This window comes from Anaerovibrio slackiae, from assembly GCF_009695585.1.
In the GTDB taxonomy this organism is placed as follows: Bacteria; Bacillota; Negativicutes; order Selenomonadales; family Selenomonadaceae; genus Anaerovibrio; species Anaerovibrio slackiae.
On sequence record NZ_VUNR01000004.1, the window covers coordinates 79,111 to 102,456 of the forward strand.

The 23,346-nt window shown below is 51.7% G+C and carries 21 protein-coding genes and 1 tRNA gene; 4 read left to right on the forward strand and 18 right to left on the reverse strand.

Features of this window, described 5'->3' with window-relative positions; translation table 11 throughout:
- Positions 1 to 16: 16 nt before the first annotated feature.
- From galE to FYJ84_RS03135, 3 genes are all read right to left on the reverse strand, one after another.
- A complete protein-coding gene (gene galE / locus FYJ84_RS03125; protein ID WP_154406068.1) occupies positions 17 to 1,036 on the reverse strand; it encodes a UDP-glucose 4-epimerase GalE in 1,020 nt (339 codons plus the stop codon).
- A 5-nt stretch (positions 1,037 to 1,041) separates the two neighbouring features.
- Positions 1,042 to 1,926, reverse strand: coding sequence for a UTP--glucose-1-phosphate uridylyltransferase GalU (galU, locus tag FYJ84_RS03130; protein WP_154406070.1), 885 nt, complete (start codon positions 1,924 to 1,926; stop codon positions 1,042 to 1,044).
- A gap of 65 nt (positions 1,927 to 1,991) precedes the next feature.
- The gene (locus tag FYJ84_RS03135) at positions 1,992 to 2,969 is read right to left on the reverse strand and encodes a tyrosine-type recombinase/integrase (protein ID WP_205764075.1); all 978 of its coding nucleotides are present in this window, start codon (positions 2,967 to 2,969) and stop codon (positions 1,992 to 1,994) included.
- A gap of 246 nt (positions 2,970 to 3,215) precedes the next feature.
- Here FYJ84_RS03135 and FYJ84_RS03140 point away from each other — a divergent pair, with 246 nt between their 5' ends.
- Together FYJ84_RS03140 and FYJ84_RS03145 are read left to right on the forward strand one after the other, a co-directional pair.
- The gene (locus tag FYJ84_RS03140; protein ID WP_154406074.1) at positions 3,216 to 4,553 is read left to right on the forward strand and encodes a putative porin; all 1,338 of its coding nucleotides are present in this window, start codon (positions 3,216 to 3,218) and stop codon (positions 4,551 to 4,553) included.
- Between the two features lie 509 nt (positions 4,554 to 5,062).
- The gene (locus FYJ84_RS03145) at positions 5,063 to 6,376 is read left to right on the forward strand and encodes a putative porin (protein WP_154406076.1); all 1,314 of its coding nucleotides are present in this window, start codon (positions 5,063 to 5,065) and stop codon (positions 6,374 to 6,376) included.
- Positions 6,377 to 7,071: 695 nt separating this feature from the next.
- Here FYJ84_RS03145 and FYJ84_RS03150 read toward each other — a convergent pair.
- The 9 genes from FYJ84_RS03150 to FYJ84_RS03190 form a co-directional block, all read right to left on the reverse strand.
- Positions 7,072 to 8,448 carry a putative porin gene (locus tag FYJ84_RS03150; protein WP_154406078.1) on the reverse strand — a complete coding sequence of 459 codons (1,377 nt, stop codon included), beginning with the start codon at positions 8,446 to 8,448 and terminating at the stop codon, positions 7,072 to 7,074.
- A gap of 248 nt (positions 8,449 to 8,696) precedes the next feature.
- Positions 8,697 to 8,774 (reverse strand) — tRNA-Arg (locus FYJ84_RS03155).
- Between the two features lie 82 nt (positions 8,775 to 8,856).
- Complete coding sequence (locus FYJ84_RS03160) at positions 8,857 to 9,216, reverse strand: hypothetical protein (protein WP_154406080.1); 360 nt, start codon at positions 9,214 to 9,216, stop codon at positions 8,857 to 8,859.
- Between the two features lie 129 nt (positions 9,217 to 9,345).
- Complete coding sequence (gene yqeB, locus FYJ84_RS03165; protein ID WP_154406082.1) at positions 9,346 to 10,185, reverse strand: selenium-dependent molybdenum cofactor biosynthesis protein YqeB; 840 nt, start codon at positions 10,183 to 10,185, stop codon at positions 9,346 to 9,348.
- Between the two features lie 111 nt (positions 10,186 to 10,296).
- Entirely contained in the window at positions 10,297 to 10,956 is a 660-nt protein-coding gene (locus tag FYJ84_RS03170) for a TatD family nuclease-associated radical SAM protein (protein ID WP_154406216.1), read from the reverse strand.
- A 114-nt stretch (positions 10,957 to 11,070) separates the two neighbouring features.
- Complete coding sequence (locus tag FYJ84_RS03175; RefSeq protein WP_154406217.1) at positions 11,071 to 11,898, reverse strand: pyridoxamine kinase; 828 nt, start codon at positions 11,896 to 11,898, stop codon at positions 11,071 to 11,073.
- 147 nt (positions 11,899 to 12,045) lie between these two features.
- Positions 12,046 to 13,257 (reverse strand): FtsW/RodA/SpoVE family cell cycle protein, encoded by a 1,212-nt coding sequence (locus FYJ84_RS03180; protein ID WP_328596318.1) that lies wholly within the window; start codon positions 13,255 to 13,257, stop codon positions 12,046 to 12,048.
- Positions 13,258 to 13,262: 5 nt separating this feature from the next.
- Positions 13,263 to 13,913: a tRNA (guanosine(46)-N7)-methyltransferase TrmB gene (gene trmB / locus FYJ84_RS03185; RefSeq protein WP_328596313.1), complete on the reverse strand. Its 651-nt coding sequence runs from the start codon at positions 13,911 to 13,913 to the stop codon at positions 13,263 to 13,265.
- A gap of 93 nt (positions 13,914 to 14,006) precedes the next feature.
- Positions 14,007 to 15,935, reverse strand: coding sequence for a sigma-54-dependent Fis family transcriptional regulator (locus tag FYJ84_RS03190; protein WP_154406086.1), 1,929 nt, complete (start codon positions 15,933 to 15,935; stop codon positions 14,007 to 14,009).
- A 141-nt stretch (positions 15,936 to 16,076) separates the two neighbouring features.
- Here FYJ84_RS03190 and FYJ84_RS03195 point away from each other — a divergent pair, with 141 nt between their 5' ends.
- On the forward strand, positions 16,077 to 16,412 hold the full coding sequence (locus FYJ84_RS03195; protein ID WP_154406088.1) for a hypothetical protein: 336 nt from the start codon (positions 16,077 to 16,079) through the stop codon (positions 16,410 to 16,412).
- A gap of 82 nt (positions 16,413 to 16,494) precedes the next feature.
- On the opposite strand, the gene tkt is transcribed toward FYJ84_RS03195, so the two are convergent.
- From tkt to FYJ84_RS03225, 6 genes are all read right to left on the reverse strand, one after another.
- Positions 16,495 to 18,426, reverse strand: coding sequence for a transketolase (gene tkt / locus FYJ84_RS03200; RefSeq protein ID WP_407060736.1), 1,932 nt, complete (start codon positions 18,424 to 18,426; stop codon positions 16,495 to 16,497).
- Positions 18,427 to 18,578: 152 nt separating this feature from the next.
- Complete coding sequence (locus FYJ84_RS03205) at positions 18,579 to 18,959, reverse strand: RidA family protein (protein WP_154406092.1); 381 nt, start codon at positions 18,957 to 18,959, stop codon at positions 18,579 to 18,581.
- A gap of 87 nt (positions 18,960 to 19,046) precedes the next feature.
- Positions 19,047 to 19,406 carry a chorismate mutase gene (gene aroH / locus FYJ84_RS03210; protein ID WP_154406094.1) on the reverse strand — a complete coding sequence of 120 codons (360 nt, stop codon included), beginning with the start codon at positions 19,404 to 19,406 and terminating at the stop codon, positions 19,047 to 19,049.
- Between the two features lie 4 nt (positions 19,407 to 19,410).
- On the reverse strand, positions 19,411 to 21,030 hold the full coding sequence (locus tag FYJ84_RS03215; RefSeq protein WP_154406218.1) for an ABC1 kinase family protein: 1,620 nt from the start codon (positions 21,028 to 21,030) through the stop codon (positions 19,411 to 19,413).
- 71 nt (positions 21,031 to 21,101) lie between these two features.
- Entirely contained in the window at positions 21,102 to 21,974 is an 873-nt protein-coding gene (locus tag FYJ84_RS03220) for a methionyl aminopeptidase (RefSeq protein ID WP_154406096.1), read from the reverse strand.
- A 103-nt stretch (positions 21,975 to 22,077) separates the two neighbouring features.
- On the reverse strand, positions 22,078 to 22,311 hold the full coding sequence (locus tag FYJ84_RS03225; RefSeq protein ID WP_154406098.1) for a DUF4405 domain-containing protein: 234 nt from the start codon (positions 22,309 to 22,311) through the stop codon (positions 22,078 to 22,080).
- A 167-nt stretch (positions 22,312 to 22,478) separates the two neighbouring features.
- Here FYJ84_RS03225 and FYJ84_RS03230 point away from each other — a divergent pair, with 167 nt between their 5' ends.
- On the forward strand, positions 22,479 to 23,324 hold the full coding sequence (locus FYJ84_RS03230; protein WP_154406100.1) for a polysaccharide deacetylase family protein: 846 nt from the start codon (positions 22,479 to 22,481) through the stop codon (positions 23,322 to 23,324).
- Positions 23,325 to 23,346 lie beyond the last annotated feature (22 nt).

The following is a 23,346-nucleotide window of genomic DNA, read 5'->3' on the forward strand; positions in this document are numbered from 1 at the left end:
TTCCACCTTTATAAATTTATGCATCCTGATACCCATCAGGATTATTTTTTTGCCAGTTCCAGCTGTCGCGGCACATATCAGCCAGGGTGCGCTTTGCCTCCCAGCCCAGCACTTTCTTCGCCTTGCCGGCATCCGCATAGCAAACCGGCAGGTCACCGGCACGGCGCGGCCCGATGGCGTAGTTCACCTTCACACCATTCACCTGCTGGAAGGTATTCACAATATCCAGCACGCTATATGGCTTGCCGGTGCCCAGGTTAAAAATCTCCACGCCCTTGTGACCGGCGGAAAACTCCACCGCTTTTACATGGCCGTCTGCCAAATCCATCACATGGATATAATCCCTGAGGCATGTCCCGTCCGGCGTATCATAATCACCGCCGAACACCGTCAGCTGCTCCCTCCTGCCTACCGCCACCTGGGACACATAAGGCATCAGATTATTGGGGATACCCTGGGGGTCCTCCCCAATCCGCCCGGACTCATGGGCACCGATAGGATTAAAATACCTCAGCAGCACTACCCCCAGCTCAGGATTGGCTGTGGCGGCATCCGCCAGAATCTGCTCCATAATGGATTTTGTCCAGCCATAAGGATTGGTGCAGAGCCCCTTGGGCATCTCCTCGTTATAGGGAGCCGGATTCTGCTCCCCATAGACAGTAGCCGAAGAAGAAAAAATTATCCGCTTTACTCCCGTGTCAGCCATTGCCTCCAGCAGTGACAAAGTCGTATTGATGTTGTTGCGATAATACTTCAGCGGCTTTGCCACGGACTCCCCCACCGCCTTCAGGCCGGCAAAATGGATGACCGTCTCAGGCTGTTCCTTGGCCAGTATCGCCTGCACTGCATCCCTATCCTGAATATCCGCCTCATAAAGGGAGATTTTGCCGCCAGCCAGTGCCTCAGCCCGCTTCACCGCCTCCGGGCAGCTATTATCATAATTATCAACCACAACTACCTCATAGCCGCCCTTCAAAAGCTGGACAGCTGTATGGGTACCGATATATCCGGCACCCCCTGCCAATAATACCTTCATGCTCATTACTCCCTTATCAGCTCACGCAAATAGGCTCCGAACTGAGGCCCAAGGTCATCACGGCGCAGGGCAAACTCCACCGTAGCCTTCAAAAAGCCCAGCTTGTCACCCACATCATACCGCTTGCCCTCAAAGCAATATGCCCAGACCGGCTCTACAGCCGCCAGCTGCTTCAGGGCATCCGTCAGCTGAACCTCACCGCCCTTGCCAGGTGCCGTATGCTCCAAAATCTCAAATATAGTCGGCGAAATAATATATCGCCCCAGCACAGCCATATTGCTCGGTGCCTCTGCCAGCTCAGGCTTCTCAATCATATCGCTGACCTTCACCAGGCTGGAACCGGCAATCTCACTGCCAGCCACGATGCCATAGGAAGAAACCTTCTCGTCCGGCACCTGCTGGCAGCCCAGCACCGAACCGCCATAGGCATCATAAATATCTATCAGCTGCCGCAGGGCAGGCTTCTGCCCCCTGCTGCCATCTGCATAGACCACATCATCCCCCAGCAGCACCGCAAAAGGCTCCCCGGCCATAAAGGACTTGGCACAGAGAATGGCATCTCCCAGCCCCCGCATCTTTTTCTGGCGGATATAGTGCACATTGATATCTGCCGTCTCCCGGACGATGGCCAGCAAATCATCCTTGCCCTTCTCCTCCAGCTCCCGTTCAAGATTCGGCGCCGAATCAAAATGATCCTCAATCGCCCGCTTGGCATGGCCGCTGATAATCAAAATCTCCTCAATGCCGCTCTCCAAGGCTTCCTCCACTATATATTGGATAGTAGGCTTGTCCACAATCGGTAGCATCTCCTTCGGAGTTGCCTTAGTAGCAGGCAGGAACCTGGTACCATACCCGGCTGCCGGAATTACCGCTTTTTTAATTTTAGCCATAAGCTCACGCTCCCACTAATAATTGCTCTGTCTAGTATATCACAAAATATCCTGCTATGCCATGTTTACCCTCTTATATTGCCTGGCGGAAAAAGATTGTCCAGCGTTGCCCTCATTTTCAGCTTGCCCTTTTCCGTCACATGGGAATAATACTTCGCCGTAATGGCAATGCTGCTGTGCCCCAGCCGCTTGGACACGGCATCCATGGTTTCCCCTGCCTCCAGCAGCATGGTTGCGTGGGTATGCCGCAAGGAATGAGTGGAGCCGCCTCCCAGCTGCTTCTTGCACCAGGCATTAAAAAAACGGAAATCCGGTGCACAAATCTGCTTGCCGCTTTCCAGGCGGCAGCATACATAGTCCCCCTTATTGTACCTGCGATTCCCTATGGACTGGCGCACAGTCCTCTGCCGCAGCCATTCCCGCTGAAAAAGCAATTGCAGCTGTGTCCCATAGGGAATAGTCCGGTAGCTGCTCCTGGTCTTTGGCATGCTCTGCCGCAGCCCGTTTTCCAGCATCGTGCCCGTAACCGTCAGCTCATGCTTTTCCAGATTCACATCCTGCCACCTGAGCCCCAGCGCCTCGCCAATCCGCAGCCCCGTATAGTAGCAGATGTGCAGTGCCATGTAATAATCATGCTCCGGCGGATACTGCTCCTCTATGGCTGCCACATCCTGAGGAGAAAATACATGCACCGTCCTGCCCAGCTCCTCCATATCACGGGGCAGCCACACATTCTCAGCAGGATTGCTACGGCAAAACTCGCAGGGATTTACCGCATAGCTGAAGCAGGAGCGCATGATGGCCAGCAGCTTGCTCAAGGAAGACCGCTTCAGTATTTTGCTCTTTTCATTGATAAACTTCTGCAAAATGCGTGCATTCAGCTTTTTCATCTCCATATTCCCCAGCCTGGGAAAAATATGCTTCTCAATCATCCCCCGATAGGATTTCTGGGTGTTAGTCCTGGTATTGACGTCTACATATTCCTCGAACCAGACTTCAAATGCTTCCTGCACCGTGACGATTTTTTTACCTGTCTTTTTCATGATAACATCTCCCAACCACGTCAACATACGGCATACTTAGATTTTATAGAAAAGGTGTAACTTTATCAAACCAGCTACGCCTTTGACCTAACATTATATAGCTATCTTTTAACATGGTATTATATATTTTACTAACTTTTTCATGAAAAAATTCGGTAAATAAAAGAAATTTGTTAAAAATTCATTATTATATAACCTAAACATTCCGATAAGTGTTTTTTATTTGGCTAGAGGAGGAATTTTTTTATGAAGAAGACTCTCGTATCCGCATTGACTACCGCCCTGGTAGTAGGCGCTGCTTCCACTACTTTTGCAGCTGCTAATCCTTTCGCCGATGTTCCTGCAGACCATTGGGCATACGATGCTGTTGCTCAGCTGGTACAGGACGGCGTTGTAAACGGCTATTCCGCTGACGGCACCTTCAAGGGTGACCAGAGCATGAGCCGTTATGAGATGGCTCAGATTGTTGCCAAGGCTATGGCTAAGTCCGATGCTGCTGACAACAACAACAAGGCTCTTATCGAGAAGCTGTCCGCAGAGTTCTCTGATGAGCTGGCTAACCTGGGCGTTCGCGTTGCTAACCTGGAGGCTAAGACCGATAACGTTAAGTGGAACGGCTTGATCCGTTATGATTGGAACACCACTAACTATGAGAGCCAGAAGAAGCATAGAGAGACTGAAAACAACAATGTTCGTCTCCGTTTCGAGCCTTCCATCACCATCAACGAGAACTGGACCGGCCATGCCCGTCTGGACTATGTTGTAGATAAGGACAATACAAACGCTCGTGGTAACACTGTAGAGTGGATTTATGCAGAGGGTACCCATGGCAAGCTGAACACCAAGATTGGTCGTTTCAACACCTTCTCCGATGCTTCCCATGGCTTGGTAACTGATATTGATTCCACTACCGGTATTGAGTTCCAGTATGCACCTACCAGCAACTGGAAGGTAAAGGCTACTGCTGCCCGTCTCTCCGGCTTCTGGACTGAGGCAACTGTAACTGAACCAGCTCACGGCTTGTCCCATGGTCCTAGCGAGGACAACAATGCTACCTACTGGGCTGTTGAGGCTAACTACCAGAATGGCAAGTGGGAGGCTGGTGCAGGCTACCATAATGTAACAACTACTGAGACTTTCCAGGACTTGGATGCCGCAGAGAAGGATGGTTCCTTCCGTGTCGTTGACCTGGGCGTTGGCTATGCTTTCGACAAGAACGTAAAGCTGACCGCTGATTACGCTTTTGGGCCTTCCCTGACCGGCGAAGATTACGATAACGCCAGCAAGAATGCTTATAACATCCAGCTCCAGTACAAGGGTGCTAATGCCGCTGACAAGGGTTCCTGGGGCATCTACGCTGCATATCGTCAGCTCAGCCCATTCGCAGCTTTCGGCGCAACCTATGACCACGCTGCCGGTGCTGATGGATACAACTCCTTGAAGGGCTGGGAGTTCGGTGCTGACTATGCTTTCGCAAAGAACATCGTAGCAACTGCTAAGTTCTTCACCGGTAAGGATACCCTCGAGGAGACCGATAAGGACAAGGTTACTGGTCTGTGGAGCCGTGTTGACTTCTTGTTCTAATCTGTTGATTGGCAAGTCACTAAGCTTAAGGGATAATATTACAAATAATGAGGGCAGTTCCCATGAGCTGCTCTTTTCCATTGCAGCCACAAAACAACCAACTAGATACTTGTAATTTCTGATGACATGTGTTATACTTTGGTTGTAGACGACGTTGCCAAAAGGCATATATGCGCTGTAAAACGAAAACCCCCGATGGTTGAGATCGGGGGTTTTCTATTCCCATTTTTAGGAGAGGCTTACGCTCCAGGCTTACTGCCTGCTGTCTAAGTATCTGTCAAGCCATTTGCAAATATAATGCGTCACTATACCTGCCGCAACAGACACAATCATAGACGTCACCAAGGTCATATATGCACCCCCCTTTCGTTAGATTGGAGGTGGCAGCAACTTCATTATAGCATACAAATAACATGTTCGCCAAGAAATCTTTTTTCATAAAGATTTCTTTTTTTACGTTTTAAAGAGCCTTATAAGTGTTTTTTATTTGTAAAAGGAGGAATTTCTTTATGAAGAAGACTCTCGTATCCGCATTGACTACCGCTCTGGTAGTAGGCGCTGCTTCCACTACTTTTGCAGCTGCTAATCCTTTCGCTGATGTTCCTGCAGACCATTGGGCATACGATGCTGTTGCTCAGCTGGTACAGGACGGCGTTGTAAACGGCTATTCCGCTGACGGCACCTTCAAGGGTGACCAGAGCATGAGCCGTTATGAGATGGCTCAGATTGTTGCCAAGGCTATGGCTAAGTCCGATGCTGCTGACAACAACAACAAGGCTCTCATCGAGAAGCTGTCCGCAGAGTTCTCCGATGAGCTGGCTAACCTGGGCGTTCGCGTTGCTAACCTGGAGGCTAAGACCGACAACGTTAAGTGGAACGGCTTGATCCGTTATGACTGGAATACCACTAACTATGAGCACAGAAGCGATCTTACTGCTGACGATAAGGACGGCAAGACTAACACTGTTAAGTTGCGTTTTGAGCCATCCATGACTATCAATGAGAACTGGACTGGCCATGCTCGTATTGATTATGATATCGAAAAGGACAACACTGATGCAGCAAAGACTGTAGAGGTTGCTAAGATTTATGCAGAGGGCGTATACGGCAAGGCTGACATTAAGCTCGGTCGTTTCGGTTCCTTCTCCGATGCTTCCCATGGCCTCGTATTCGATACTGAAGTAACTGGTGCTGAGATTGCCTATGCTCCTACCAGCAACTGGAAGTTGAAGGCCACTGCTGGCCGTTATAACCCTAATGAGAACCTTGCAACTGGTACTAAGGATGGCGATTCTGCTACTTACTGGGCTGTTGAGGCTGGCTACCAGAATGGCAAGTGGGATGCAGGTATCGGCTACCACAATGTAACTGATACCCGTACTTTGCAGGATGCTAATAGCGATGATGGTTCCTTCCGTGTAGTTGACCTCGGTGTTGGCTATGCTTTTGACAAGAATGTAAAGCTGACTGCTGACTATGCTTTTGGTCCATCCGTTGACCAGAATGGCAAATTGAAGGAAGCTGCAAAGAATGCTTACAGCATTCAGCTGAACTACAAGGGCGCTAACGCTGCTGACAAGGGTTCCTGGGGTGCTTATGTAGCATATCGTTCCCTGGCTCCATTTGCAGCTTTTGAGGCTACCTATGACCACAAGGCAGGCACCTATGGTTTAAATTCCCTGAAGGGCTGGGAGATCGGTGCTGACTATGCTTGGGCTAAGAACATCGTATCCACCCTCAAGTACTTCAACGGCAAGGATACTCTCCTCACCACCGATGACAAGGTTACTGGCGTATGGAGCCGTGTTGACTTCTTGTTCTAATCCTATTAGGACTAGATGTACCACAGCTTTACAAAAGCATAAAACAAACATTAAGAGCGGCTCATCGAGCCGCTCTTTTCACATGTAAAGTATTCTTATATTGATGCTACAAAATAATAGAGCTATTTGCACTACATAAGTTCAAATAACTTTACGAACGTACATAAGCTATGCTATAATAGGTGTGCTGCTACCTCCAATCTCTAGAAAGGAGGTGTACATGCCGTGGTGTTTATGTCGTTTATAGTGTCTGTTGCGGCAGGCATAGTGACGCATTATATCTGCAAATGGCTTGACAGGCATTTTGACAGCAAGCAGTAAGCCTGGAGCATAAGCCACTCCTAAAATTGGAATAGAAAACCCCCGACCACCATCGGGGGTTTTCGTTTTACAGCGTACATACCGGTTACGCTTATGTCATTTATCAATTGCAGTATATCATACTTGAAAAAAAATTACAAGTAAATATACAAAAATATTCTTATATGAAAATGCAAGCCCCCGATGAGCAGATCGAAGGCTTGCACTGTGGTGTAAATGGAAACGTTTTTATCGTTTTCGTAATTATTATAGCAAATAAATACATATTCTGCAATAGATTTGTCTTTTACATGTGAAAAGAGCGGCTCGATGAGCCGCTCTTAATTGTTGTTTTATGCTTTTGTAAAGCTGTGAAACCGCTCGTCCTAATAGGATTAGAACAAGAAGTCAACACGGCTCCATACGCCAGTAACCTTATCCTGTACAACGGTCTTATCAGTATCCTTGCCAGTGAAGAATTTAAAGGTGGATACGATGTTCTTAGCCCATGCATAGTCAGCACCAATCTCCCAGCCCTTCAAGGAGTTAAACTCATTAACACCTTCCTTGTGGTCATAGGTGGCCTGGAAAGCAGCAATTGGAGACAACTTGCGGTATGCTACATAAGCACCCCAAGAACCCTTCTGAGCTGCATTGGCACCCTTGTAGTTAACCTGAATGCTGTAAGCATCCTTGCTGAACCGATCATTAGCCCACTCATTACCACGAGCATAGTCAACAGTAGCCTTTACATTGCTATCGAATGCATAACCAACACCAGCATCCACTACCTGATACTTATCGTGTCCGTTGCCAACCAAAGTATGGTTAGCACCAGCTGCGTGGTAACCTACGCCTGCATCCATCTTGCCATTCTTGTAAAGAACTTCAATACCATAATAAGTGGCAGAAGATGGAATCAAACCGTCTGCCTCATATGGAACAGAAATGTCATCATTAATATCTGAAATAGTGCCACCAGGTATATATGCATTACCCTTTACTTTACCAGCAGTCTGGAATGCAGTTCCCTTAGCATCAATACGACCACCAGTTGCCTTTACAGCCCATTTCTCAGTTGGAGCATAAGTCAACTCAGCACCAGTTACCTTGTCATCGAATAACAAGCCGTGGGAAGCATCGGAGAAGGAGCCGAAACGACCGAGCTTGATGTCAGCCTTGCCATATACACCCTCTGCATAAATCTTAGAAACAGTAGCACCATTATTGTCAGCACCAGTCTCATCAGGATTTACATCATAATCAATCTCAGAGTAGCCAGTCCAGTTCTCGTTGATAGTGATGGATGGAGTGAAACGCAACTTCAGGTTATTGGTCTCAGGCTCTCTGTGACCATCCTCTGCCTCATAGTTAGTGGTATTCCAGTCATAACGGATCAAGCCAGTCCACTTAACGTTGTCAGTCTTAGCCTCGAGGTTAGCAACGCGAACGCCCAGGTTAGCCAGCTCATCGGAGAACTCTGCGGACAGCTTCTCAATGAGAGCCTTGTTGTTGTTGTCAGCAGCATCGGACTTAGCCATAGCCTTTGCAACAATCTGAGCCATCTCATAACGGCTCATGCTCTGGTCACCCTTGAAGGTGCCATCAGCGGAATAGCCGTTTACAACGCCGTCCTGTACCAGCTGAGCAACAGCATCGTATGCCCAATGGTCTGCAGGAACATCAGCGAAAGGATTAGCAGCTGCAAAAGTAGTGGAAGCAGCGCCTACTACCAGAGCGGTAGTCAATGCGGATACGAGAGTCTTCTTCATAAAGAAATTCCTCCTTTTACAAATAAAAAACACTTATTTGTCGGGGATGAATTTAGAAGCCTTATCCCAAGAGTTGCCATGTTTCCTCTGCGATGTACTTCGTCTTCATCTCTGACACAACCACATATTAACATACCTGAAACATAAAATCAAGCCCACTGAACAAATTTTAATGAATCTCTAATAATTTCTAAGAAACACCAGCAAAACAAAAAGCATCCTGCCGAAACAGGATGCTATCTTTCAAATGGTGACCCAGGAGGGACTCGAACCCCCGACCCTTTGATTCGTAGTCAAATACTCTAATCCAGCTGAGCTACTGAGTCAATCAACGCTACATATAATACCATTCTATACCATGATTGTCAAGGTTTCATGAAAAAAATTTCGCATTTTCGCCCCCACATCTCACAAGCTTGCCTTGCTCACCCCGTCCGGCACCAGGGCGGAGCTCATCTGCACCCAGACCTTGTCCTGCTCGCTGCAAGTAAAAATCCGCTGGTGATCAGCCGGAATAACCTGATTTTCCTCGGCAATGCTAATATCCAGCTGCAGGCGGTTGTTTTTGTCCCGGCGGAAGGAATACTCCCCACGGGTGGACAGCCACTCATTGACCATTTCCAGATTGACGAAAGAGGCCTTCTTGTTGTATTCCTTGTACACATCCGTAGCGGCTGCGGCAGCCTGCTTCATGTCGCTGAAGATGCCCAGCAGGGAAAAATCAATGCTTTCCTCCGTAGTCACCAGCTTTGTTACCACATAAGCCAAAATCCATTGCCCCCTTTCACATACTTACGCATTATTTTAACCTCATACTTTACATCATAATACTTTGCATCATGTTTTACATCATGTTTCGCATCATGTTTTACATTACTTTCCCCGGCACGTTTCCCATTATTTCTTCCACGGCAGGCGGGATTTCTTCACATTGGCATTTTCCCACATGAGGATAGCCTCCAGCACGGAGCCGGAAATGCAGCGGGACTTGGCAGAAATGGTCACACAGTTGGTAGGCATGGTGCTAGGGTCAATCTCCGCAATCTTGAGCCCTGTGCGCACCGGGCAGCCGTCATGCAAAAGCCCTCTGAGCACGCCTTCCACAGGAGCCTTGATTTCAAAAACATGCCCACCATCCATGTGCAACTTGGCAATGGTTTCATTTTTCTTCACGATGTAGGACAGGGGATGACCTGCTTCCAGATAGCCGTCACACGGGGCATTGATGGAATGGGAGGCACGCATCAGGGCGCGGACCTCAATGGTTTCCTTCTCCGGCAGTGCCTGCCCCTCATAGATGAGGCGCCCCAGGTTGTGGCCACGGGTAGTCTCCACCACGCAGTTCACATCCTTGCCGGCAGTAAAGCCCGGGCCGATAGCGATAGTAAAGTCCGCCATGTCCTTGCTGGTGCCCATATTGCGCTTGGCATAAATGGCATCCACCAGAATGCGCGGCTTCAGCCTGGACAGGCACGCCGCCTCCGGGTCCACCATAATCACCAGCTTGCCATCCTTCAGCATTTTTTCTGCCTCGGAAAGATGAGCCGCCTTGTAGCAGGTAAGCCTCTCCACCTTCTTTTCCCCTTCATAGACAGCCTCTGCAAAGACAATGCTGCGCCTGATGGCAGAAGGGTATTCCTTCTCCAGCATCAGGACCTGATAGCCCGTATTGTACAAGCGATGGGCAATGCCGGTAGCCAGCTCGCCGCCGCCGCGAATCACAACCAACTTTTTCATGCTTTTTCGTCACTCCTGTCACTATCACCAAAATCAGCTGCCACAAAAATCAGATGCCAGTAAAATCAGCCGTCACCAAAATCAGCTATCATCAAGCCATCTGTCACAAAATCAGCTGTCCTCATAAATGCGTACTCTCAGCTGCAAGCCCTTTTCCTGGCAGAGCTTCCGGCAGGCCTCAATCTCAGCCTGGTCCTCCACCTTTTCCACCACCGTCAGCACCACATTGGGAATATGCTCCTTGCAGTCCATGGCAAATTTCAGCATGGCCTCAAAGGCACCGATGCCGTACTTTGCCCTGGTCAGCTCCAGATAACGCTCTGCGTTGGAAGCGTTCAGGCTGATGGAGATGGTATCCACCAGGCCCTCGAAATCCCCTGCCACGGAACGCCCATAGGCCAGGTCAGCCAGGCCGTTGGTGTTCAGCCGGATAGGCATATCAAGATGCTTCTGCCGCACATAAGCCATCAGCTCCAGCAGCACATCCAGCCGCATGGTAGGCTCCCCGAAGCCGCAGAAGACAATCTCCTTTGCCATGTCCCACGGCAGCTTGTCCAGCTCCTCCTTGACCTCATCCACCGATGGCTCCTGCTTCAGCCACAGGGTGCTTTCCTCCGCCATGTGCTTCATGGTGCGCAGGCAAAAGGTGCAGGCACAATTGCACTGATTGGTAATATTCACATAAAAGCCGCGCTTGCCCTCAGGCTGCTCCTTCAGGCTGTCTGCCACCTGCACGTAGCGGCCGCCCTCATGAACGGCATAAACCAGCATACTCAAATTCTCTCACTCCACATCAAAAATATAACAATAACACGCCATCATATACAAATCATATACAAATCATATACAAACCATGTATAAACCATATCCAAACGGCCACAAATACTAATCCAGCTCCGTCAGGTATTCCTCAAAGGCAAGCCCGTAGTTCCACGGCAAATCCAGCTCCACCGTGTACCGAAGCGCCTTGGTAATAAATCCTGCCGCCTTCTCCACCGACTCCTGCAAGGACAGGCCCCTGACCAGGCCGCCAGCCACAATGGCCGCAAAGGCATCACCTGTGCCTGACCTGTCACCGCCTATTTTCGGCTCCCGGACAATGGAATGGCTGCCTCCCTTCTCATAGAGGAAGTTCAGCACCTGCCCCTCCCCCTGCAAGCCGGTAATCACCACCTGCTCCGGGCCTCTTTCGGACAGCGCCCTGGCCATCTTCGCCAGGGCATCCTCGCCAATCACCCCGTTCTCAGGATATGCCTCATCCAGAAGCTGGCAGGCCTCCGTAAGGTTCGGCGTCACCAGGTCGGCATGCTTCAGAAGCCTTTTCATCTCCCGGCAGATTTCCGGCGTATAGGAGGAATACAGCTTGCCGTAGTCCCCCATCACCGGGTCCACCATCACCCGGGTAAAGGATTTCTTGAACCGCCGCACGAACTCCTCCACGATATTTATCTGCTCCACGGAGCCCAGGAAGCCGGTACAGATGCCGTCAAACTCCAGCCCGTTCACCGCCCAGTTTTCCATATAAGGGCGCATCCTGTCAGTATAATCGTCAATATAATGCTCGGCAAACCCCGTGTGCACGGACAAAACCGCCGTAGGCAACGGGCATGCCTGAATCTTCATGGCAGAAATCAACGGCAGCTCCACCGCGATGGAGCAACGGCCAAAGCCTGTCATATCATTTATCAGCGCAATGCGCTTCTGTCTTTTCATCGCCATATTATCCATATTCTCAACCATCGCCTTATTCATAGTCACAGCCACCGTCAAAAAATCTTTTCACCATGTCATTTCTCATGTCATTTCCCATACCACTTGCCATGCTATTTGCCACCAAAGCATTAACATGCATTGACAGCATCACTTAATCCGCTGCAGCCTGCGCCGCCCCGGCATGGCAGCCAGTGCCGCCTCGTGATTTTTCAGGTTGTTGCGCCGGAGCTCGTCCAGCTTTTCCTTGGCCTGCTTCGCCCTGCTGTAGCGGCCGATATTGATCAGCACCCCCACGGAAAACATGGTCATCATCAGGGATGTGCCGCCATAGCTGATAAAGGGCAGCGGCACGCCCACCACCGGGAAGCAGCCGGCCACCATGGAGATATTCACCACCGCCTGGCCTACCACCAAAAGCATGATGCCCCCTGCCAGCAGCTGGCCGTAGACATCATAGGCATCCCGGGCAATCCGCACGGCATAATAGGCAAAAGCCCCATACAAAAGCAGCACCAGTGCCACCAGCACAAAGCCGTTCTCCTGGCAGAACACCGCAAAGGCAAAGTCAGTATGCGCCTCCGGCAGGTAGGCGTACTTTGCCAGTCCCTGCCCCAGCCCCATGCCCCAAAAGCCGCCGGAGCCGATGGCCGTCACGGACTGCACCGTCTGATAGCCCATGCCCTGGGCATCAGACCAGGGGTTGAACATGACCTTGATGCGCTCCAGGCGATAGGGCTGATAGATGCACATGCCCACCACCGCTGCCAGCCCCACCAGAGCCAGCCGCTGCAGCTTGTAGGTTTTCAGCCCCGCCATCCACAGCATCACAATGGGTATGCCCAGAATGACGCATGCCGTCCCCATGTCCGGCTCCATCTCAACCGCCACAAACAAAAAAGCAATAAAAGCGTATTGGGCGTTGAGGATATTGATGGGCAGCTTGTGCTCCACCCGGTAGGAGAGGATATAGGCCGCTATCATCACGCTGCATATCTTGGCAAACTCCGCCGGCTGGAAGGAAAATGCCCCCAGGTAAATCCACCGCTTTGCACCGTTGACCACAGTGCCTGCCGCCAGCACAAAAAGCAGCAGTGCCGCTATGCTGAGGGCTACAGGCCCCAGCCAGTCACGCCACTTGTGGTAATCCACCCGCCAGGACATGGCAAACAGCACGAAGCCTATCCCCATGCTGATGAGATGCTTCAAAAGGTATGCATAGGGTGCGCTATTCTCATTTTCTGCCGTAATAAATGTAGAGCTAAAAACATTTACCATCCCCACTACCAGCAGCACCGCCATTAGCCAGATTATTGCCTCGTGGTCACTGCCCCAGGGAAGCTTTCTCTTTGGAATAAGCACTTTTTTCAAGCGAACACGACCTCACATCTATTTATCTTCTCGCCAAAGCCGCTGAACTTGCGCTCATACTCGGTCATGATATTGTCCGGACGGTTTTCGCTATGCAAGTCAAAGGAAACATCCTCCACCGCAAGGCCTGCTTCCGCAAACTGCTCCAGAGAAAAATCAAAGAGGGGACGGTTATCCGTCTTAAAAATCAGCCTGCCCGGCTTTTTCAGGAGCTTTCCGTACCGCTGCAAAAAGCCGATATGGGTAAGCCGCCTCTTGGCATGCCGCGCCTTTGGCCACGGGTCGCAGAAATTGATGTAGAACTGATCCACCTCATGCTCGGCAAAGATATTTTCAATATTGTTTATATCAAATACCAAAAGCTTTACATTGGCAAGCCCCAATGCCCGCGCCTTTTTGGCAGCCGAATAAAGCACATCCTGCTGAGCCTCGATGCCAATAAAATTCACCTCGGGATGCCTGAGGGCCAGCTGGCTGATAAAATCACCCTTGCCGGTGCCCAGCTCCACATAAAGGCTGCCAGGCCTGCCAAAGACCTGCTGCCAGCAGCCCTTCTGCTCCTCGCCTGCCGGCCTGTCCTTCGGGAATACAAAATCATCAAAATCGTGAATAGCTTCGTCTACCCAGGGTTTTCTTCTTAAACGCACAAGCTTCCTCCTATACTACGCTGTTATCTATCAATCACAACGTCTTAATAATTAATAAGTACATAGCAAATATTAAATATTAAATAGCAAATATCAGCTATCAATCTTGCTCTTTTCAATGCCGTATTTCTTGAGGTATCTGTACAGGGTGACACGGCTCACATGCAAGAGAGTAGACAGGCGGCTGATATTGCCTCCTGCCACGCGCCACACCTTGATAAATACCTCCTTGTCCTCTTTCCATCTGGCATCCAGGGTAATATCCCCAAAGAGGTTGATGTCCTCAGCGTGGATAACCTCCCCCTCCGTGCGGAAAAAGGCATGCTCTATCACATTCTGCAGCTGCTTGATATTGCCCGGCCACTCATAGGTCATGAGAAAATCCACCGCATCCGGGGCCAGTGCCTTGGCAGAGGACTGGTGCAGCCCTGCCAGCTCTGACAGGATATGCTCTCCCAGCACCCCGATATCCTCCTTGCGGTTCCTGAGAGGCGGTATGCGGATAACGCTGTGGGACAGCACCTCATACAGGGACTTGTCAAAGCTGCCCCGCTCTGTCAGCCGCCGGAGCTCCGTATCACAGGCAGCTACCAGCCGCACATTGATGGGACGGCTGGTCTCCTCGCCGATACGGCTGGACTCCATGGTAGTCAGGGAGGCCGCCAGGGCACGGGCGATATCCGTTGGCATTTTTTCGATTTCGTCTATAAAAAGAGTGCCGCCGGATGCCAGCTCCAGCTTGCCGGGATGGCTGACCTCCCTGCTGATGCTGACACCAAAAATCTCCTGCTCCAGAAGCTCCGGGGTAACATCGCCGCAATGCAGGGCAATAAAAGGCCCGGTGGCAAAAGGGCTGGCCTGATGGATGCCGTGAGCCATGCGCTGCTTGCCGGTGCCGCTCTCCCCCTGCAGCAGGATATGGGTTCTGCCCTTGGCCAGGCGCAGTGCCTTCTCCTTGACGGAGCTAAAGGCTGCGCTGGCACAGACCATGGAGCTGAGGCTGTACTTGGCAGTGAAGCCTGCCGCATGAGCCACCATCGTCCGCAAATCCTCTATGGGCATGGAGATTGCCACTACGCTGCGCACAGCGTCCTCACTGTCACGCTCAAAGGGCACCACGGTTGTAATATCCTCATAGGTCTTGCTGGGAGTAATCCAGGTCACCTCCCGGTTGTGGCTGAGCACCCCCTGAAAGCCGGAATATATAGGCGTGTGGCGGTAATTCAGCACCACATCGCTGAGCTTTGTGCCGAAGCTCTTGTTATCCTTGCGGCCGATGCCGATTTTTTTCAGCCGCTGCATGCCCAGCTTGTTGGCATAAGCCACCTCGGAGCCCTCCTGCACATGGTATACCGCAAAGGGTATCACATCCAGGATTGCCTCCTGAGCCTTCAGCCGGGTCTGCTGCTGGATATAGTTCTCCAGGCCGTAGCACAGGGTTTTCAGCACTGCCATCACCGCCTCCTGGGGCATGTTCTGATAGTGCATGCCTACCATGGTGATGATATAGCGCATCTTCTTGTCCACGAAAATCGGTGCCGAGCAGGCGTCGCTCTCATGGGAATCCTGCACCCACATCTCAGGGCCAAAAAGCCAGAATGGCTGCTGCAAATCATAAGCCATGCTGACGCTGCTGGTGCCGATTTCCTCCACGCCCACCCGGACGCCCTCGATTTCCCCCGGCGTCATCTGATAAAAGGGCATGGTATAGCTCTTGAGGATAACACATTCCTCGTCCAAAAGCAGCAGGCTGATATCGTATTCCTTGAAAAAATCCCGCAGGTTGTTGGTCAGGTGCCGCAGGTAGCTGATGGCTTCCTTGTGCAGCCTCTGCCGGGCAGCAAAATCCTCCCTGGACAGCCTGTGGTCCGTATGAATCCTGTCTGTAGGCGCACCGTAGGCACGGCTTTTCGCCCAGGAAGCAGCCACCTCCGGATTTACGTTGGGGTCCGGTCTGCCTGTCTTCATATATGATTCATAATATGCCTTTAGCTTTTCGCGGCTGCGCGGCCCTCTGATCATTGTAACATCCTTCCCTTCACTTTACACCCCTTATTCTATCATTACAAGTTTTCTACTGCAAATTTATTTTACACACTCACAAATTATGATATAATGGATTTGCTGTTTGGCAAGAAGGTCTAATGAAAGGGAAGATGAAAAATGGCAACACAGTACAAAAAAATTCAGAATAAAATACATCCCAAGGATGAGAAAAAGGAGAATGTGGATTTGAAGCCAAAGGCCAGCCGTGATGCGCTGCTGCTGGTGCTCATTGCCGTGACACTGATTATCCTGGTGCTGGCATGGAGCAACATGGACGGCATCGGCAGGGGCATGTACGGCGCCCTGTTCGTAGGCATGGTCGTAGTATACATCAATCGCCGCATGGAGTTCAGCGACCAGGTGCGCAAGGTGCTCATCGGTGTCAGCTCCGCCCTGATGCTGGCTTCCATCTGCCTGCTGGGACTAAGCATGTACAACCAGTTCTTCGGCTAAGATAATTTAGCGTTATTATGCAAACACCCCTGATATGCCTGCAAAGTGCAGTACATATCAGGGGTGTTTTAATTCGTGAAATTTACTTCAGCAGGCTGCGCATGGTCTCAGCCACATTCTCCTTGGTGAAGCCGAACTTCTTAAAGAGAGCGGCAGCCGGTGCGGAAGCACCAAAGCCCTTCATGCACACAGCGGCGCCATCCAGGCCGATGTATTTGCCCCAGCCAAAGTCGGAGCCGGCCTCCACAGCCACGCGGGCACGGACAGCCTTCGGCAGCACCTGCTCCTTGTATTCATCGCTCTGCTGCTCAAAGAGCTCCATGCAAGGCATGGAAACAACCCGTACATCCTTGCCCTCCTGCGCAAGAATCTCCTTGGCAGCCAGGGAAATGCCCACCTCGGAGCCGGTAGCGATGATGATGCCGTCCGGCACATCCTTCGCTGCATCAGCGATAACATAGCCGCCCTTCAGGGCACCTTCCTTGCTGCTCGGGATAACGTCAAGGTTCTGACGGGTAAGCACCAGGGCAGTAGGGCTCTCCGTATCAGCCAAAGCAGTGTACCAGCCGGCAGCGGTCTCCACTGCATCAGCAGGACGGAATACCTGCATGTTCGGCATGGCGCGCAGCATAGCCAGCTGCTCGATTGGCTCATGGGTAGGGCCGTCCTCGCCAACGCCGATGGAATCATGGGTCAGCACATAGGTAACAGGCAGCTTCATGAGGGCAGCCAAGCGCATCATCGGCTTGATGTAGTCAGAGAATACGAAGAAGGTAGCCACATAGGCAGTCACGCCGCCATGGAGGGCCATGCCGTTGCCGATAGCCCCCATAGCCAGCTCCCGGACACCGAAGTGCATGTTGCGGCCGTTGCGGTTCTCCTTGCTGAAGAAATCCTCATCCTTCATCTCCGTCTTGTTGGATGGAGCCAGGTCAGCACTGCCGCCCATGAGGCTTGGCACGATATCCTTCAGCTTGTTGATGATGTTGCCGGACAGGGCACGGCTGGCAGTAGGCTTCTCAGCCGGAGCCCAGAAGGACTCATCCTCCATCACAGCCTTGATGGCATCCTGATCGTAGAACTTGTCATGGAGAGCTGCTGCTGCCGGGAACTTCGCCTTCCACTCGGAGAACATGGCATTCCACTTGTCCTCTGCTTCCTGTCCCTTGGCAGCCTTGGCTGCATAGTCGGCATAGACCTCCTCAGGCACAGTAAACGGCTCGCTAGTCCAGCCCAGGTTATCCTTGGCTGCCTGCAGGTTTTCCTCCCCCAGAGGCTCGCCATGAGCACTGGCCTTGCCCTGCTTTGCCGGACAGCCGTAGCCGATCTGGGTATGGACGGTAATAAAGGAAGGACGCTCCTTGTCAGCCTTTGCTTCCTCGATAGCCCTGCCGATAGCAGCCAGATCAGTGCCGTCAGCCACATCGATAGTCTGGAAGCCGAATGCCTCCATGCGCTTCTGCACATCCTCAGTGAAGGCAGCATCAGTATCGCCCTCGATGGAAATGTTGTTGCTGTCATAGATGACAATCAGCTTGGACAAGCCAAGGGTGCCTGCCAGGGAGAAGGCCTCGGAGGAAATACCCTCCATCATGCAGCCATCACCGCCCAGGGCAAAGGTATAATGGTCATACACAGGATAGCCCGGCTTGTTGAACTTCTCAGCCAGATGTGCCTCGGCAATCGCCATGCCCACTGCCATGCCCATGCCTGCTCCCAGAGGGCCGGTAGTTGCCTCAACGCCTACAGTGTGGCCGTACTCAGGATGGCCAGGAGTCAGGGAATCCAGCTGACGGAAATTCTTCAGGTCATCCATGGTCAGGCCGTAGCCAAAGAGATGCAGCAGGGAATACAGCATGGCAGAGCCATGGCCGCCGGACAGGATAAAGCGGTCCCGGTTCAGCCACTTTGGATTTTTCGGATTGTGGCTCATGTGCCTGCCCCACAGCTCGTAAGCGATTGGCGCACAGCCCATCGGCAGGCCAGGATGGCCGGACTTTGCCTTCTGAATCATCTCGGCAGCCAGAATACGGATGGCATTTACACTGGTGTTCTCAACATTAATCAACGGTAACACTCTCCTTCTGTTATACAGATACCTCTAATCCATATTGCATATTGCAGATTTGCAGATTCGCAGATTTGCAGATTTGCAGATTTGCCTCATTACTTGGAAGCAATTACATCAATTTCTACCAAGGCGCCCTTGGGCAGCTTGCTGACCTCCACACAGACACGGGCAGGGCAGTTCTCCACAAAGTATTTGGCATAGATTCCATTCACAGTGCCAAAATCATTGATGTCAGCCAGATACACGGTGGTCTTCACCACATCGGACAGCTGATAGCCGGCCGCCTCCACAATGCCCTTCAGGTTTTCCAGCACCTGGGTTGCCTGTGCCTCGATGCCCCCCTCTACCATGGCACCGGTAGCCGGTACCAGCGGAATCTGCCCGGAAACGAACAGCATGCCGCCAGCAGTCTGCACAGCCTGCGAATAAGGGCCGATTGCCCCAGGTCCTCTGTCAGTAGAAATAATCTTGTTCATAATTAACCTCCTAGTCCTATTGCCTTACCAAAATACCGGCATATATTCCTGCCAGTGCAGCTGCACCGCCATGCCTCTGCCGGTAAATTATTTCACCAGGTCAGGGCGCAATCCCTTTGCCCTGCCCAGGAATATATGCTTGATATCACGCTGTCCCTTGTCAGTATCTACCAGCAGCAGCACCCTGATGCAGTGGTCAAGGGCACCATCCACATCCATCTGCCGGGCATCAAACAGGGGCACCAGGTCAAAGCCCGGCAATGCCCTGGCTCCCTTGGCAGGAAATACCGCCGTAATATCCTCGGTAGCCGTAAAAATCGCCGCCCCGATGTCCTCTGTCCTGATACCGTTTGCTTCCAGCATGGCTTTGACCACTTCCTGAGTGGCACTCATCACTGCTTCTGCAGTGTTTTCCTCAACTGTAATGGCTCCTCTGATTCCTCGCAAGCTCCTACTTCCTCCTGTCCGTCTTTATTATGCTCCACAAAAGTTTGCTGCACAGCACCATGGCAGCCAGATAACCGAGCACTCCCAGCAGGGGGATTTCCATGATTTTCGGCTCCATCTGAGTGGTGCAGATTGTGCTGGAACCCAGCAGCAGGGCGGCACTGATGATGGCCATAATCATCTTGTTTATCATGCTGTCCAGCTTCTGCAAGGGCTCCTGGGAACCGGTCAGGTCAAGATTCACCTTGGTCTGGCCGCTCAATGTCATCTTTAGTATATCAGAAATCTGCTCCGGCAGCTGCATGGATTTTTTCATCAGCATGTAGCTGTCCCTTTTAAATTTATTCAGCTCCGCCAGCCAGCTGAAATCCTTCTCCATGCTGACCCTGAGCCCCTTGGCAAAAATCTCGGAAAAATTCACCTGGGGACAGCACCTGGTCATTACACCCTCCATGATCATCACGCCCCTGGCAAACATGCTGAAGCCGTGAGGGATGGCGATGTTATTGCTTTTCAGCACCATGAGGATTTTCCTGGCCACCTCGCCTGCCTTCAGGTGCTCAAAGTCCAGGTCACCATACTGTGCCATCAGAGCGGACACATCGTCATAAAGCTGGATGTGGTCAACCTTGCCCCGGGGCATGCCCAGGGCCAGCACCGCTTCCTTCATGCCGTAGACATCATTGGTCACCAGTGCCATAATGGCGTGGCGGAAGCTGTTCCTGTCCCTGACGGACAGCCTGCCCATCATCCCCAGGTCCAGCCAGATAATCCTGCCGTCCTTCACCCAGATATTGCCGGGATGGGGGTCCGCATGGAAAAACCCGTCATCAATCATCTGCTTCACATAGTTGATGCCAAGCCTCCTGCCGATGCGCTCCATGTCCACGCAGGCGGCCTGCAGCCCCTCCCCGTCATCCAGCGGAATGCCCTCCATGCACTCCATCACCAGGATGCGCTGGGTGGTCAGCTGGCGGTTGACCTTGGGGCAGAGGATATTTTCATCATCCTTGTTCAGATGGGCAAATTCCTCGATGTGATCAGCCTCCAGCAGAAAATCCATCTCCTGCTTGGCAATCTCCCACATCTCATCCACGATGCTCTCAAGGTTGACAACACCCTCAGAATCCCGCACCAGATTGAGGAGGGAAATGGCCTTTTTCAAGAGGGCGATATCCTTGGCCATCACCTCATAAATACCGGGACGCTGCACCTTGATAACAACCCTGTCACCGTTCAAAAGGCTTGCCCTGTGCACCTGGGCAATGGAAGCGGAGCCCATGGCATGCTCATCAATGGAGGCGAAAATCCCGTCCCAGCTCTGGTTGTACTCCCGCTGGACAATCTCCTTCACCACGGAAAAATCCATGGGCTTCACCTCGGATTGCAGCCTGGTCAGCTCCGCCTGGTACTCATTGGGCAAAAAATCCGGCCTCATGCTGATAATCTGCCCCAGCTTCACAAAAGTAGGTCCCAAATCCTCCAGCACCTGCCGCACCTTCACCGGGGTTACCCCCTGCAAGAGCTCCCTGTCCCTGAGCACTGCCACAATTTCCTTCAGCCTCCGGGCAGAGGAAATATCCATGCTGCCATCCTCAGCCTGTCCCAAAAACTCCCTCAGCATAGCAGCTGCCACCTCCTTGCCAGTCAGGATGCACCTGATGGGAATACACGAAAACACTTAACCGGGCATCTTTAGCTGGACAGCACCTCTACCCCTGTCTCAGTCACCAGAATGGTCTTTTCCCACTGGGCAGACAGGGAATGGTCCTTGGTGCGCACCGTCCAGCCGTCCTTCTTGTCCACGGTTACCTTGTACCTGCCGGCATTAATCATGGGTTCCACGGTAAAGACCATGCCCGGCACCAGCAGCATGCCGGTGCCCCGCTCCCCTACATGGGGAATATACGGATCCTCGTGGAAGTCCTTGCCTACTCCGTGGCCTCCCAGCTCCGTCACCACGGAGCAGCCGTTAGCCTTGGCATGGGCGTTGACGGCAGCACCGATATCCCCTACATAGCCCCAGGGCTTCACCGCCTCAATGCCGATGAGCATGCACTCCTTGGCCACCTGCACCAGCCGCTCTGCCTCGGGGGCAACCTTGCCCACCATGAACATGCGGGAAGCGTCGGCATAATAGCCATCCAGGATGGTGGTAATGTCCACATTCAGGATATCCCCTTCCTTGAGGATTGTCTTCCGGGAAGGGATGCCGTGGCACACCACATCATTCAGAGAAATGCAGATGCTCTTGGGATAGCCCTCATAGTTCAGGCAGGCAGGAATGCCCCCGTTGCCCTCTATCAGCTTGCGCACCGCATCGTCAATGGAAGCGGTGTCCCTGCCTTCCTCCACCATGCTGGCAGCCAGGTCGAGAGCCGCATCGTTCAGAACGCCAGCCTTCCTGATGCCCTCGATATCCGCTGCATTCTTGATGATATTCCTGGGCGGACGCACCTGCCCCTTAAAAAAATCAAATTTCATTGCATCCAGTCGCTCATCATAGGCGAGATGACATTTCTTGTACTTACGCCCACTGCCGCACCAGCACAAATCATTTCTATTCATACAGAAGTAGCTTCCTTTCAATTACACTGTGGCTATTATTCCCTGCACGCAAAAAATAACAGTCCATCTATAATTATAAAGGAAAATCGAAAATAGTCCACCCTTATTTTTTACAAAAAATCTGCTTTGCCGCCACCTTAATCCATTTCACATGCCAGATGATGTGCAGCAGCACCCCGGCAGCCATCACATAGCCGATATAGGCGTGTATGTCACGCCAGTAATGCCGCACTTCCCTGCCTCCTTCAAAGAGATGAAAATCCAGCATCAGCCCCGTAATCAGGCATGCCAGGCAGGCGATAAAGATAACAATATCCAGATAAAAATTCTTTTTCATATCATTTACCTCGCACCAATCCTCTAAAATTGCTCAATCACATAGCTGGCAACAGCTTCCATAATAAAATTATTATAGCAGATTGGGGCATTTTTGTCCTATTCTTGACTATCTCAATATACCATTGTACAATTATTAGACGATAAGAAAGCAAAGGTCGTGTTAAAATGGTTTTATCTCTCAAGCAATGGGGCTTAATTTGCCTTTATCTGCTGATAGCGGTGCTGCTGGCAGGCTTTCTCTGCCTGGAACGGGAAGCCGCCGTGGGGGTGCCTGTGCTCAGCTATCATCAGGTCAATGATGAGGATGACAATGCCCTGACCGTTCCCACAGCAGTCTTTGAGCAGCAGATGGCATACCTGCATGATAACGGCTACCACGCCATCACCCCGGACCAGCTCAACGCCTATCTGACGGAAGGTGCTCCCCTGCCGGAGAAGCCTGTCCTGATTACCTTTGATGACGGCTACCGTGACAACTACGAAAATGCCTTTCCTGTGCTGCAAAAGTATGGCATGACCGCCACCATCTTCCTGATTTCGGACTTCATGGACAGGTTTGACAAATATCTCACCTGGCAGCAGGTGCAGGAAATGAGCGAAGCCGGAATTTACATGGGGGCACATACCCTGAGCCACTTTGAGCTGCCGGGGCTGTCCAAGGCGGAGCTTTATCAGCAGATAGAGGGCGGCAAGCTGGCCATAGAGTGGAAAACCCTGCGATTCACCGAGTACATCGCCTACCCATGCGGCTCCTACAATGCCGATGTGCTGGCGGTTGCCAGGGACTGCGGCTTCAAGGGGGGCTTTACCGTGCGCTACGACCTGGTACATCCGGGGGATAATCCCTACCTTTTGAGCCGGGTGCCTATCTTCGGTCACAATGCCCATTCCTTCTGGAAATTCAAGCTGCGGCTCCACGGTGCCCCCCTCTGGGGCAGGCTGGAAAGGCTGCGGGCCATGCTGATACGCACGGGGCATCCGACTATGGCTTCCATTATCTGGCTGCCATAGTAAAGCACCTGTAAGATATATT

Excerpts from the sequence above, each read along its gene's own strand:
- galU (WP_154406070.1), bottom strand. The coding sequence starts at position 1,926 with ATGGCTAAAATTAAAAAAGCGGTAATTCCGGCAGCCGGGTATGGTACC.
- FYJ84_RS03135 (WP_205764075.1), bottom strand. The coding sequence starts at position 2,969 with ATGAAAAAGACAGGTAAAAAAATCGTCACGGTGCAGGAAGCATTTGAA.
- FYJ84_RS03225 (WP_154406098.1), bottom strand. The coding sequence starts at position 22,311 with ATGAAAAAGAATTTTTATCTGGATATTGTTATCTTTATCGCCTGCCTG.
- FYJ84_RS03150 (WP_154406078.1), bottom strand. The coding sequence starts at position 8,448 with ATGAAGAAGACTCTCGTATCCGCATTGACTACCGCTCTGGTAGTAGGC.
- FYJ84_RS03145 (WP_154406076.1), top strand. The coding sequence starts at position 5,063 with ATGAAGAAGACTCTCGTATCCGCATTGACTACCGCTCTGGTAGTAGGC.
- yqeB (WP_154406082.1), bottom strand. The coding sequence starts at position 10,185 with ATGAAAAAGTTGGTTGTGATTCGCGGCGGCGGCGAGCTGGCTACCGGC.
- FYJ84_RS03220 (WP_154406096.1), bottom strand. The coding sequence starts at position 21,974 with ATGAATAGAAATGATTTGTGCTGGTGCGGCAGTGGGCGTAAGTACAAG.
- galE (WP_154406068.1), bottom strand. The coding sequence starts at position 1,036 with ATGAAGGTATTATTGGCAGGGGGTGCCGGATATATCGGTACCCATACA.
- FYJ84_RS03140 (WP_154406074.1), top strand. The coding sequence starts at position 3,216 with ATGAAGAAGACTCTCGTATCCGCATTGACTACCGCCCTGGTAGTAGGC.
- FYJ84_RS03175 (WP_154406217.1), bottom strand. The coding sequence starts at position 11,898 with ATGAAAAGACAGAAGCGCATTGCGCTGATAAATGATATGACAGGCTTT.
- FYJ84_RS03215 (WP_154406218.1), bottom strand. The coding sequence starts at position 21,030 with ATGCTGAGGGAGTTTTTGGGACAGGCTGAGGATGGCAGCATGGATATT.
- tkt (WP_407060736.1), bottom strand. The coding sequence starts at position 18,426 with ATGATTCAGAAGGCAAAGTCCGGCCATCCTGGCCTGCCGATGGGCTGT.
- FYJ84_RS03230 (WP_154406100.1), top strand. The coding sequence starts at position 22,479 with ATGGTTTTATCTCTCAAGCAATGGGGCTTAATTTGCCTTTATCTGCTG.
- FYJ84_RS03205 (WP_154406092.1), bottom strand. The coding sequence starts at position 18,959 with ATGAACAAGATTATTTCTACTGACAGAGGACCTGGGGCAATCGGCCCT.
- FYJ84_RS03190 (WP_154406086.1), bottom strand. The coding sequence starts at position 15,935 with ATGATCAGAGGGCCGCGCAGCCGCGAAAAGCTAAAGGCATATTATGAA.
- FYJ84_RS03195 (WP_154406088.1), top strand. The coding sequence starts at position 16,077 with ATGGCAACACAGTACAAAAAAATTCAGAATAAAATACATCCCAAGGAT.
- FYJ84_RS03170 (WP_154406216.1), bottom strand. The coding sequence starts at position 10,956 with ATGCTGGTTTATGCCGTTCATGAGGGCGGCCGCTACGTGCAGGTGGCA.